Origin of the sequence: Rhizobium lusitanum (genome assembly GCF_014189535.1) — a bacterium.
Classification (GTDB): Bacteria; Pseudomonadota; Alphaproteobacteria; order Rhizobiales; family Rhizobiaceae; genus Rhizobium; species Rhizobium lusitanum_C.
In genome coordinates, this window is sequence record NZ_CP050307.1 from 197,649 (window position 1) to 209,546 (window position 11,898).

An 11,898-nucleotide genomic window follows, 5' to 3' on the forward strand; every position below is an offset into this window, starting at 1 on the left:
GACGATGAGTGACAAGACGAACAAGCGGCAGATCAGGCTCGGGGCCATCATCCAGGGCGCGTCCGGCAATATGTCCGCCTGGCGCCACAAGGATGCGATCGCCGATGCCAGCATTAATTTCGACTATTGCAAGGCGCTCGCCAAAAAGGCGGAAGAGGGCAAGATCGATTTCCTGTTCATCGCCGACGGGCTCTACATCAATCACAAGTCCATTCCGCATTTCCTCAACCGTTTCGAGCCGATCACCCTGTTGTCGAGCCTCGCCTCGACTACATCGCGCATCGGTCTCGTCGGCACGCTTTCGACCTCCTATAGCGATCCCTTCACGGTCGCGCGTCAATTCTCCAGTCTGGATCATCTGAGCGCCGGCCGTGCCGGATGGAATGTAGTCACATCACCGCTCGAAGGCTCGGCCAAGAATTTCTCCCGTGCCGAGCATCCGGAGCACGGCAAGCGCTATCATATAGCGACGGAATTCCTGCAGGTGACCAAGGGTCTGTGGGATTCGTGGGAGGACGATGCCTTCGTGCGCGACAAGGAAACCGGCGTCTTTTTCGATCCCGACAAGCTCCATACCCTTCATCACAAGGGCGAATATTTCTCGGTCGAAGGCCCTTTGAACGTAGGTCGATCGCGGCAGGGCCGTCCGATCCTGTTCCAGGCCGGCGCTTCGGAGGACGGCAAGAAGCTGGCCGCCGGCGAGGCCGATGCGATCTATACGCGGCAGGAGACGATCGAGCTGGCCCGCGAGTTCTATCTGGACGTCAAGCGCCAGCTTGTCGAAAACGGTCGCGGCGAGGACGAGTTGGTGCTCTTCCAGGGCATCAGCATCATCGTCGGCGACAGCGCCGAGGATGCCGAGCGCAAATATTGGGAAACGGCCGAACTGGTGACGATTGAAAGTGCCCTCGATTATCTCGGGCGCTATTTCGAGCATCACGATTTCTCGCAATATCCGCTGGACGCGCCGTTCCCGGATATCGGCGATCTCGGTCAGAACAGTTTCCGCAGCACGACCGACACGATTAAGAGCAATGCGCGCGAACGCGGTCTCACCTTGCGCCAGGTTGCACTACAGGCAGCAACGCCGCTTCCGAGCTTCATTGGTACCGCTGAGACCGTCGCCGACGGATTACAGCAATGGTTCGAGGCGGGCGCTACCGATGGCTTCATTGTCAGGGGCGGAACGCCGACCGCCTTCGACGATTTCGTCGATCAGGTGATCCCGATCCTGCAGGCTCGCGGCTTGTTCCGTCATGATTACGAAGGGGAAACCCTGCGCGACCATCTCGGCTTGCCATTCCCGGTCAATCGTTATGCCGCGACCTCGAAAGAAGAGCTCGCGCGCGCCAGCTAGGCGCCGGCGAGACCCGCACTGTTATTGAGAATCCAGGAGTGCCCACATGACTATCGCCCGTCCCCGCCGCCTGAAGACATTGGTTGGCGCCGGCAATTTCGCCTTCGCGTCCAATGATGAGAGCCCGGTGGCCGGTCCGCGCCGGTCTGTTGAGCTTGCGCGCAAGGCCGAAGCGGGGAAGATAACCGGACTGTTTACGGCCGATCTTCTCCATGCCGATCCGGATGGTCTTTCCGGTACCACGGGAACACAGGAGCCGATCGTCGCGTTGGCCGCACTCAGCCAGGTGACATCGCATATCGGCCTGATCGCAACGGTGTCGACCACCTATCATCACCCCTACAATCTCGCCCGCCTGATCGGAACGCTGGATCACGCAAGCGGCGGCCGCGCGGCATGGAACGCGGTGACATCTTCCGTCGGCGAGGAGAACTTCGGAGGCGATACTTTGCCGGATCCGGCAAAGCGCTACGCGCGCGCCACCGAATTCATCGAAGTCGTCAATGCGCTTTTCGATGCCAACGATCCCGGCGCAACGCGGCGCGACGTCAGCGGTTCCATTAACGTCGACCCTGGCAAGCTGCATCGCATCGACTATCGCGGCGAGCATTTTCAGGTGCAGGGTCCGCTGAACGTTCCGCCTCCGCCGCAAGGCCGGCCCGTACTGTTTCAAGCGGGCCAGTCCGCCGAAGGCGTGACGCTGGGCGCCCGCTATGCCGAGGTGGTCTATACCTCGCAGCCGACGCTTGAGGTCGCCACCGCTTTCGTCGCGGAACTAAGACGACAGGCGCGGGGCTTTGGTCGCGGCGGCGATCTGCCGTTGGTCATGAACTCGTTCCACTCCGTCATCGGCGACAGCGAGGCCGACGTCGCGCGCCGGCTTCGGGAGAAGCACGAAAAGATCGACTATCAAAAAGGTCGCCTGAAGCTGGCCGACATGCTGGGGGAGAGATCGACCTGTCGGACCTGCCGCTCGATCAGCCGTTGCCCCAAAACCTGCTGCCGGAGATCGACAGCGTCAACCGCAGGCGCGGCCGGGTCGAGATTTTCCTGCGTTATGTGCAACAGGGGCTCAGCCTTCGCGAGCTGATTATCCAGGCCCAGGAAACGGGTCATTGGTCGGTTGCCGGCACGCCGGAGCAGCTTGCCGACGCCCTCGAAGAGCGTTTTCGGGCAGGCGTGCTCGACGTCATTTCGCTGCACGGGCTCGGCAACCCGGATCAGGAGGATCTGCTGCTGAACGGTCTCCTTCCGGAACTGCGCAAGCGCTCGCTGCTGGACACCGATTATCTTGGCGGCGATTTCCGCGCCAATCTTGAGTTGCCGAAACCGTGGGCCACTCATCGCGGGGAGGCGATCGCTCGCCAGGTAAGCGGGCGATAAGCCGTTTCGACGCTGCGAAATCGACTTCGATCAATAGGTCAGTGTCACGACCACCGTGTCTGTATAGGTTCCAGGCGTTGGAGTGGTCTGCGGAGGCACGCGACCGTAGACAGTCAAGACCTGGCCGGTGCCGGTTCCTGTGCCGGCCACCGTGCTGCCTGCCGTGGTCGCGTCGCCCCAGGGCTGCGATCGGTTCGTATCCTTATAGAGCCCATAGGTCACGGTTTCCGCTCCCTTCGCCATCTTGCGCGCCGTCGGTGCGGCGTTCGCGACGCCGCCGCTCAAGGAAATCGCATAGGTCGTTCCGGCCGTGCAGGTCGCTGTTACCGAGCCTGTGGCGTCGACATTGGCGCTCAGAACGCCCCTGGTGCCGAAGTCGACATTCGCCACGCTGACCAGACAATTGGCGGCAACGTTGGCGTTAACGGCGAAGGACACGCCGGCCAACGTTCCCGAGGGCGTGGCGCAACTGGTATCGCTGCTGTAGCGATAAATGAAATAGGTGTCGGCAGTGGTGAAATTCGAGACAAAAGATCCGGGCGCTGCCGCACCTTGACCGCCGAACACCGAGCCGTAGAGGGTGGTGGAGGTATTGACGAACCCAAGTATGTTCAGGTTTGTGGCGAAAACCGGCGGCAGTGCAGGGTAGGGCCAGTTATTCGAACCCCAGATCAAGCTGTGACCGGAATCGGCATAGAGTTGGTAGTTCAGGGAGTTGGTTCCATTCTTCATCTGACGCGCCGCCGCCGAAGACGCGCCGCCGCTGCCAGCGCCAATGCCTGGGCAAATCAGGATGCGTGGCGACGTGAGAAGAGCTCCGGTGCAGTTGATGCTTATTGTTGCCGTGGAACTAACCGGACTGCCGCCCAGAGTATCGACCGCACCAAAACTCATATTCGTGGCGGTGAAGCTGCAGCTTTGCGCTAGGCAGAGTGAAGGCAGCAGCGAGAAAAGCAGGAAACCGATTGCGCGTAGCATTCCTTGATCCTTGGCTCACAAACATTTCACGTCACTGATGACGACTTGTTTGCCCGGTTGAGGCTTGTAGGGAAATTCGGCGTGACATGTGCTGCCGTCCTGGAGCGAGATGTCGATTGCATTTTGTGCGCCCAGGCCGAGGAGATAGACTTGGCCGTCATAGCCGATGACGAACTCTTCGCTCGTCCCTTGCAATTTGCCGTTGAGACCGGCTTGAAGCGGTGTTCCGTTTTTGTCGGTGATGGTGATCAGCGCAGCTTTCGGAGTTTCCGAGACGCCGAATTTCACGACGACGCCGCTGCGGTCGGCGGGGACAACGACCTCCTTTGTCGCCGGCACATCGGCATCGACGGGAAGGTTTTTCGGATCGATGGACACGGTATTCGGTTCATAGGAATTGAGGTTCGGCACGAGGATGCGGCCGTTGCTGTTGGTTTTGCCGACCGGCCGATTTTGTTGCTGGACCTCGACCCCGGGTGTGCCGACATCGACAACGGCAAAAGCGTCATCGATACGGTTCGAGGCAAAGATGTCACCGCCGGCGACAGCAATGGCGCCGTCCATCTGGCCTGTGGCGCGGACATTCTTGTCATACTGCTGAACGCCGGCCTCGAAGCGCGCGAAAGGCGCGCGGTAACTGATCGCCGCTTGTCGGTTCGCGTCGTTTCCTTCGGAGGTCCGCGCGCGCCAGCCAATACTACCGTCTTGCGGCTGCTCCGACTTGGAAACGTCGGCAACGACATTGAAACCGTTCGGGCCACTTTCGATGCCTGTGCTGGCGGAGATATTGTTTCCGAACGGTATCGAAAGGCCGGCGAAAATCCCGAAACTCTTGTGGTCGTCGAGATCGGCAAAGGCAGTGGCGTAAAAACTCGCCCGTTTGAAGGTCTGGCTATAGGAGAGGCCGGCGATCTGGCTCTTCCGGCCATCGGCATTTTCAAATCTTGTGTAAGAAAGGTTGAGGCTGGATAGATCCAGCGGCGCGGGAACACTTAAAGTGACTTGGTCGATAGCCCGGGGCACGCCGGCGCTGAACACGGTAAACTGCCCGGAGCCGTTGTACGTCGGCTCGGCCGTAACGGATGCTATATCGTCGTAATTGCCGAAGGTGCGCTGCATTCGGGTGTAGATCGACCAGTCGTTGTAGCTCATTTCCAGCGTGCCGTTGAATAATGCGCCTGAGCGGCTGCCGCTCGAACTCCCGGCCGTGGCGACGGATGCGACACCCCAGGCACCGATGGGAAAGGCGGCGCCGATGCCGCCATTGAGCAGGTTGGCACCGCCCTCGAAGTGGCTTTCCAGGGTCAGCCAATCGGTCAATCCGTAGCGCGCCGTGGCGACACCCATGATGCGGCCATCGTAGTCGCTGGATTCAATCCCGAAATTGCGGCGCGGAGAGCCGATCTCGGCCGAGAAATCGTACAAGCCTTGGCGCAAGAGCCGGTTTGACGAATAGAACGGCAGCGTCGCGGTCGTCTCGCGCCCGAGACTGTCGCGCAGGACGACGCGAGCCTCTCCGGCGCCGGAAAATACCGGCAGATTGGTGACCTGGTATGGGCCGGCCGGAACGTCGCCGGAATAGGACCTGACGTTCTGGGTGTAAATCTCGAGCGTGGAGGGAACGGCCGCCGTTCCCTCGAATGCGGGCAGGGGTTCGGTGACCAGGTCGGACCGCAGCGCGAAGTTGCGTTGCGCCTGGATGCCGCCGAAATAGACCGGGCGGGTCCAAGAAAGACCGCCGGTGGTGAAGTCGCCCGCCCGATAGGTTATTAGGTTCTTGGGGTCGGAGTAGCTCCAGGTGGTGTTGAGCCGGGTTATGCCGTCGAGGCTGCCATCGGAATAGCCGGCTATGAACGACTGGCTCAGTGTGCCATGGGGGCTGAAGATCCGGGCATCGAATGAGCCGGAAATGCCCTGAAACATGCCGACATCCCTGTCGGTCAAGCTGTTGGAGCTGGCAAAAAGGGAATAGTTGAGCACACCGCCATAGCCGGACTGCACGTCCGGGATATCAGCTTTTTGTTTTCTCCCGACATTGATGACGCGCGCCGCGCGGCCGTTATTCGTCGTTGTCACGTAGATCTGCTGGCTTTGCGTATCGATGCGGTAGGACAGGCCAGGCAGATCGCCGAGCTCAATCAATTCGTCGTCGGCAGCCCCCGCTGGCGGCTTTATGCCGACTTCGCGAAGCTCTCCGGCGCTTGCCTTGAGCGAGCCGTCAGGTTGCTGCTTGAAATTGCCAATCATCTTCATCGAAGCATCGTTGATGAACACTTCAAGAAAAAGCTCCTGCGTATCGGCAGGCATGTCACCGGTATTGGCCGTCGCCGGCTCGTTAGGCACTTCTTGCGCGTGCAGCGCGGAAACGCAGAAAATGGAGCATGCAATGGCGATCCAGAGGCTAGCGCTTCGTGATTGCGATATTGGCATTGAACGGCCCAAGATCACTCTGGCCTTGCAAGGTTACCGAGCCGCCGGAAAGGGATTTTGCGCTCCCGATCGGCCATTGCATTGTTGTGCCGCCAAGGACGTACCCGACGAGGCCGTTGCGACCGCCGATTTTCGTGGCTCCTTGCTTGAGGACGACGTTCGACAGACGAAAACGACTGCCGCCGTTGTTCTTGCCGGTCAGGAAAAGGCTGTCGCCCTGCCGGCTCAGATTCCAGGAGACATCGGCCGCCTTGGCGTCGGCATTCCTGAAAAAGACGGGGATGGAGTGGCGCACGATCAGGGTCACGGTGCCGGCTTTCGCGCGGGAAGGATCCGGTAGCTCATCGACGATGACGCGATAGGTCTCCTCGGTCCGCACCGGTGCCTTGGTCGTTCTGATCACCCTGACCGTATAGCCCGCGTTCGGCGCCATCTTGGTCGCCGGCGGGCTGGCCACGACGTTTGTCGTCGGTTCCAGCTTTTCGACGCCGCCTGTCTGGCTCCACTTGAAGACACGCACCTGCACATTGATGGGATGGTCGCCGTCATTGGTCAGGTTGAGCACACCGGTGCTGTCAGGCGCGATGAGTTCGAGATTAGTGGGCGCCGCGCGCAAGGAGGCGGCGTTCGCAAGGCAAGCATTCAAGAGAACAAGCGCCGTCGTGGCAAGGCATGTAAACATGCGTTGCATAGCAGCCTCCTAGCAATAAATTCAGTAGGTGACGGTGATCGCCACTGTGTCGGTGTAGGTGCCGGCAGCCGGTGTCGTTTGCGCCGGAACTCGGCCATAGACCGGGATGTTCTGCACGTTGCCATTACCCGTGCCTGCTACCGTATCCGTCGGGACCGTCACGCCCCAAAGCAGCGTGCGCCCGCTGTCACGGTAGATGGAGTAATTGACCGTCGCCGCCCCGGGGCCGGTCATTTGGCGAACGGAGGTTGTCGCGGCTGCGCCCGCACCGGCACTCAAGCCGACATTGTAGGTCTGTCCCGTCGTGCATTGAACACCGATGGAACTGGCTTGATCGGTCACGGCATCGAGAACGCCCTTGGTGCCGAAATCGAGATCGCTGGCACTTTGGACCTTGCATTCTGCCTGGATGACAATGCGGACCGTCATATTACCGGTCGCCGTGGCAGCCATGACGGGTGCCTCTGTGATGAAGATTGCAGCACCGACGAGTAAGGCACCGCGTAGCGCTTTCAACATGTTGTATTCCCCTCCGCAGCTTCCTCACGAACCTGCTAATATCCTAAATTAATCATATATGGATCATGATGGCAACAAGGCAAAAAGATATTGAGTTCTTTTCTTTGAATATCGGCGCTTCTCTGTAGTAAAATAATACTTACCGTAGAATTACCGGAATATATGGGCGCCGTTCGAGCCAAAAAATTAACAGAATATAAACTATATTAGCGACGGCAGGTCAGAGCGGTTCTTCCTTGGCCAATCGCGGATCTGCTTCTTCGTTTGGCACCCTGATTCGTATCGGTCGAAATTGATTCCCGTGTTTGGATCGTTTGCCACAGCTCGATGCATATTTCTGAGCTTGAAAATCTTTTGCCGCCATATACCCGTGGGCTGGTCGTGATGCATTTTGATAATGTCGCAGAAAAGCACCGATGACGTCGCCGCTCGCGCTAAGGTCTCGGCAAATCCAAAGTTCGGAGTCGCAAGCAATGGCAGAGTTTCCCCAGAAGGCTAAGGTCGTCATCATTGGCCTGGGCGGTATCGTTGGCGCGTCGATCGCGCATCATCTGATCGAGCGCGGTTGGGAAGATATTGTCGGTATCGACAAATCCGGTATCCCGACCGATATCGGCTCGACGGCGCATGCTTCCGATTTCTGTTACACCACCAGCCACGATTATCTCTCGGTCTGGACCACGCAATATTCGATCGATTTTTTCGAGAAGATGGGACACTACGCCCGCATTGGCGGCCTTGAGGTTGCCCGCACGGGTGACGACACCTGGATGGAAGAGATCCGGCGCAAGGCTTCCTCAGGCAAGGCCTTCGGTACCAATGTTCGTCTCGTCACCCCCTCCGAGATCAAGGAAATGTTCCCGCTGATCGAGGAAGATCAGGTGCAGGGTGGTATGTTCGATCCGGATGCCGGTCTCGTCGTCCCACGCTCGCAGACGGTTGCCGGCAAGCTGGTGGATGCGGCTGAGAAATCTGGCAAGCTGAAGGTATTCGGCAATACGCCCGCACAGTCGTTGATCGTCGAGGGTGGCCGCATCAAGGGTGTGGTCACGCATCGCGGCACGATCATGGCTGACCATGTCATCGTCTGCGCCGGCATTTGGGGTCGCCTGATTGCCGAGATGGTCGGCGAGGACCTGCCAGTCATGCCGGTCGATCATCCGCTCACCTTCTTCGGGCCCTATAATGAGTTCGAAGGTACGGGCAAGGATATCGGCTTTCCGCTGCTCAGAGACCAGGGCAATTCCGCCTATATGCGCGACACCGGCGATCCGAAGACGACGGAAGGCGGCCAGATCGAGTGGGGCTATTACGAGACCACCAATCCTCGCCTCTGCCACCCGCGCGACATCCTTGAAAAGCACGAGGCCCGCCTGTCGCCTTCGCAACGCGACCTCGAAATGGAACAGATCATCGAGCCGCTCGAGCGCGCCATGGAACTGACGCCAATCCTCGGCGAGCTCGGCTACAATGAGAGCCACTCCTTCAACGGCCTGCTGCAGGTTTCCGCTGCCGGTGGTCCGTCCTGCGGCGAAAGCCAAAAGGTGCGCGGCCTCTGGTACTGCGTCGCCATCTGGGTGAAGGACGGTCCGGGCTACGGCAAGCTCATCGCCGATTGGATGACCGACGGTCGTACCGAGATCGACCACAACAGCATCGACTATGCGCGCTTCTATCCGCACCAGCTGACGGAAGAGTTCATCGAGAGCCGCAGCTATGAAGCCGCGCAGAAGATCTACTTCCCGGCCGTGCATACGCGCGAACCCTACGCCTCGAGTCGTAACGTCAAGCGTTCGCCTTTCTACGAGCGTGAAAAGGAGCTGGGCGCTCACTTCATGGAGCTCGGGGGCTGGGAGCGTGCGCATGGTTATGCCGCAAACGAGCATCTGCTGGAGAAGTATGGCGATCGCGTGCCGGTGCGTCAGAATGAGTGGGACAGCCGCCACTTCTGGCGCGTCTCCAATGCCGAGCATCTCGCGATGAGCGAGGATTGTGGTATCGTCAATCTCTCGCATTTCCACATGGTCGACATCGAGGGGCCTGACCATGTCGAGCTACTCGAGTGGCTGTGCGCCGCAAAGATCGGCGGCGACGGAAATATCGGCAAGGGTATCTACACGCACTTCCTCGACGACGAGGGCATGGTGCGCGCCGACTTTACCGTCATCCGCATGACCGACCGTTGCCGGCTGATCAACGGTGCCGATGCCGGCCCGCGCGACTTCCACTATATGCGCCGCGTCGCCGAGGATCGGGGCCTCGACGTCACGATCACCGACGTGACCGAGAAGTTTATCACCATCGGCATCTGGGGCCCGAACGCCCGTGAGACGCTGAAGAAGGTTGTTGCCGATCCGGCCGGGCTTGATGCGGAAAACTTCCCCTTCGCCGCGATCAAGCAGATCCAGATTGGCGGCAAGCCTGTTACCGCCTTCCGCATCTCCTACGTCGGTGAGCAGGGCTGGGAACTGCACATGAAATACGAGGACGGCCTTGCCGTCTGGGATGCACTGCGCTCCACCGGCGTGATGGCCTTCGGCGTCGAGACCTATGCGAACTCACGTCGTATGGAAAAGAGCCTGCGCCTGCAGAATGCGGACCTTCTGACCCAGTACAATCTGATCGAGGCAGATCTTGCCCGTCCGAAAGTCAAGGAAGCCGACTTCCGTGGCAAGGCAAAGCATCTGGAGTACAAAGCCCGCGAACATCAGCCGGCCATGCTTTGCACGCTGATCATGACGGATAACACCGACAGACAAGGTATCAAGCGCTACCCGCTCGGCAATCTGCCGGTCATGGACCCGGAAACCGGCAAGGTGCTGATTGATGAGCTCGGCCGCCGTTCCTACACGACCTCCATCGCCTTCGGTCCGACAATCGGCAAGAACATCGCGCTTGCCTATCTGCCCTGGGCCTATTGCCAGGAAGGCCGCAAGCTGAATGTCGAATATTTCGCCGAGACCTATCCGGTCGAGGTTGTCAGCATCGGCTACAAGCCGCTGTATGACCCTGAAAATCTGAAGCCGAGAAGCTAAGCTGAGCTCAAGGCCGATGCATAAATCAACGCCGCCTGGATGAGGTGATCTCCAGGCGGCGTTGATTTTTCCAGTCGTGGCGGCATCGATGTCAGTCGGACTCCGACACTTCGCTCGGATTTGCAAGCGGCAGCATGCCGCGATAGATGCCGGGGACGGAACCTTCGATCGGGATCGCACCGACGCTCCGGCGATAGAACTCCATCGGCCCGGCTCCGCCGATCACGCCGTAAGCGTAACCCTGGGCATACATGTCCAGAAGCGTCGTCAGCAGCAGGGCCTGTCCGACACCCTTGCCGCGCATCGACGGATCGACGCCGGTCGGCCCGAAGAAGCCCTTCGCGGTTGCCTCATGGCAGGCAAAGCCAACCAGCACGTCATCCTTGACCGCGATAAAGCAGGTCGGCGGCTGGCGCATGGTGGCGGCCGTCGCCTCCGCCGCCCAGCCCGCGCCGAACAGCGGCTGGATCCAGGAGGTCAGCGCGCTGAGTTCGGGCGCCAGCACTCGGCGAATGACGATCCCCTCGCTGTCCATGCGCTTCTCCAACGCCGGGTCCGGCTTCAATTCGTAGAGCTTAACAAGCATGTCCATCGGTCTATCCTTTGCCGCTCAGCCTTTCACCGCGCCTGCCGTCAAGCCGGCGACGATCCGCCTCTGGAAGAGAAGGACCACGATGATGAGGGGTAGCGTCACGGTGACGGAGGCTGCCATGATCTGCCCGAAAGGATATTCGAAGCGGCTGGTGCCGGCAATCAGGCCGATGGCGACCGGCACGGTGCGGTTCTCGTCGGTGAGGGTGAAAGTGAGCGCGAAGAGGAACTCGTTCCAGGCGAGGATGAAGGCAAGAATGCCCGTGCTTGCAAGCGACGGCCCCATCAGGGGCAGGAGGATCTTCATGAGAATCCGGAAATGCGAACAGCCGTCGATGATCGCCGCCTCTTCGAGTTCGCGCGGGAACTCGCGGATGAAGGTCGTCAGGATCCAGGTGGTGAACGGCACCGTCGAGAGCAGATAGGTCAGCACCAGCGCGCTTGGGCGGTTGAAGAGCCCCAGCCAGTTGATCAGCTCGAACATGCCCGACAGCACCACCACCTGTGGGAAGATCGAGACCATCAGCACGATCATCAGCATCGCGCGACGCTGCGGAAAGTCGATGCGGCCGAGCGCATAGGCGGCGCTTAGCCCGATGATAAGCGACAGAAAGGTCGTTGTCGTCGCGACATAGACGGAGTTCAAAAGGGACCGCATGAACACCGGATTGTCGATCAGCTGCCGATAGTAGGTAAAATCGAAGGCCGGCAGAAGCGCCGAATGGTAAAGCGCCCCACCCTGCTTGGTCGAGGAGACGAAAGCCCAGTAGTAGGGAAAGAGCGTGTAGAAGAGCACGAACAGGAGTGCCACGATCTGCAGGCCCCTGACGCACCGCCGCCTCATGCGATAATAGGAGGAAGACTTGCGCTGGGGTCTCTGGATGCCGGATCCTTGCATGGTTGCGTCTGTCATC

8 protein-coding genes and 1 pseudogene are annotated in these 11,898 nt (G+C 59.8%); 3 read left to right on the forward strand and 6 right to left on the reverse strand.

Going from position 1 to position 11,898, the window contains the following annotated elements:
• Nucleotides 1-4 precede the first annotated feature (4 nt).
• On the forward strand, nucleotides 5-1,357 hold the full coding sequence (locus HB780_RS03895; protein ID WP_183688751.1) for an LLM class flavin-dependent oxidoreductase: 1,353 nt from the start codon (nucleotides 5-7) through the stop codon (nucleotides 1,355-1,357).
• Between the two features lie 46 nt (nucleotides 1,358-1,403).
• A pseudogene (locus HB780_RS03900) lies at nucleotides 1,404-2,740 on the forward strand (NtaA/DmoA family FMN-dependent monooxygenase).
• Between the two features lie 30 nt (nucleotides 2,741-2,770).
• On the opposite strand, the gene HB780_RS03905 reads toward HB780_RS03900, so the two are convergent.
• Genes HB780_RS03905 through HB780_RS03920 form a run of 4 tightly spaced genes read right to left on the reverse strand, consistent with a single transcriptional unit; the run spans nucleotide 2,771 to nucleotide 7,358 of the window.
• Nucleotides 2,771-3,718, reverse strand: coding sequence for a Csu type fimbrial protein (locus tag HB780_RS03905; RefSeq protein WP_183688752.1), 948 nt, complete (start codon nucleotides 3,716-3,718; stop codon nucleotides 2,771-2,773).
• Between the two features lie 15 nt (nucleotides 3,719-3,733).
• Nucleotides 3,734-6,148: a fimbria/pilus outer membrane usher protein gene (locus tag HB780_RS03910; RefSeq protein ID WP_183688753.1), complete on the reverse strand. Its 2,415-nt coding sequence runs from the start codon at nucleotides 6,146-6,148 to the stop codon at nucleotides 3,734-3,736.
• Nucleotides 6,120-6,839 (reverse strand): fimbrial biogenesis chaperone, encoded by a 720-nt coding sequence (locus HB780_RS03915; RefSeq protein WP_183688754.1) that lies wholly within the window; start codon nucleotides 6,837-6,839, stop codon nucleotides 6,120-6,122. The genes HB780_RS03910 and HB780_RS03915 overlap by 29 nt, the downstream gene beginning before the upstream one ends.
• A gap of 21 nt (nucleotides 6,840-6,860) precedes the next feature.
• Nucleotides 6,861-7,358, reverse strand: a complete 498-nt coding sequence (locus tag HB780_RS03920) for a Csu type fimbrial protein (protein WP_183688755.1) — start codon at nucleotides 7,356-7,358, stop codon at nucleotides 6,861-6,863.
• A 473-nt stretch (nucleotides 7,359-7,831) separates the two neighbouring features.
• On the opposite strand from HB780_RS03920, the gene HB780_RS03925 reads away from it, so the two are divergent.
• Nucleotides 7,832-10,393 (forward strand): GcvT family protein, encoded by a 2,562-nt coding sequence (locus HB780_RS03925; RefSeq protein ID WP_183688756.1) that lies wholly within the window; start codon nucleotides 7,832-7,834, stop codon nucleotides 10,391-10,393.
• A gap of 91 nt (nucleotides 10,394-10,484) precedes the next feature.
• Here the strand turns inward: HB780_RS03925 and HB780_RS03930 are convergent, their stop codons facing one another.
• Together HB780_RS03930 and HB780_RS03935 are read right to left on the reverse strand one after the other, a co-directional pair.
• Nucleotides 10,485-10,985: a GNAT family N-acetyltransferase gene (locus HB780_RS03930; protein ID WP_183688757.1), complete on the reverse strand. Its 501-nt coding sequence runs from the start codon at nucleotides 10,983-10,985 to the stop codon at nucleotides 10,485-10,487.
• Nucleotides 10,986-11,003: 18 nt separating this feature from the next.
• Complete coding sequence (locus tag HB780_RS03935; protein WP_183688758.1) at nucleotides 11,004-11,897, reverse strand: carbohydrate ABC transporter permease; 894 nt, start codon at nucleotides 11,895-11,897, stop codon at nucleotides 11,004-11,006.
• Between the last annotated feature and the right edge of the window lies 1 nt (nucleotide 11,898).

Excerpts from the sequence above, each read along its gene's own strand:
- HB780_RS03935 (WP_183688758.1), bottom strand. The coding sequence starts at position 11,897 with ATGACAGACGCAACCATGCAAGGATCCGGCATCCAGAGACCCCAGCGC.
- HB780_RS03920 (WP_183688755.1), bottom strand. The coding sequence starts at position 7,358 with ATGTTGAAAGCGCTACGCGGTGCCTTACTCGTCGGTGCTGCAATCTTC.
- HB780_RS03915 (WP_183688754.1), bottom strand. The coding sequence starts at position 6,839 with ATGCAACGCATGTTTACATGCCTTGCCACGACGGCGCTTGTTCTCTTG.
- HB780_RS03895 (WP_183688751.1), top strand. The coding sequence starts at position 5 with ATGAGTGACAAGACGAACAAGCGGCAGATCAGGCTCGGGGCCATCATC.
- HB780_RS03905 (WP_183688752.1), bottom strand. The coding sequence starts at position 3,718 with ATGCTACGCGCAATCGGTTTCCTGCTTTTCTCGCTGCTGCCTTCACTC.
- HB780_RS03910 (WP_183688753.1), bottom strand. The coding sequence starts at position 6,148 with ATGCCAATATCGCAATCACGAAGCGCTAGCCTCTGGATCGCCATTGCA.
- HB780_RS03925 (WP_183688756.1), top strand. The coding sequence starts at position 7,832 with ATGGCAGAGTTTCCCCAGAAGGCTAAGGTCGTCATCATTGGCCTGGGC.
- HB780_RS03930 (WP_183688757.1), bottom strand. The coding sequence starts at position 10,985 with ATGGACATGCTTGTTAAGCTCTACGAATTGAAGCCGGACCCGGCGTTG.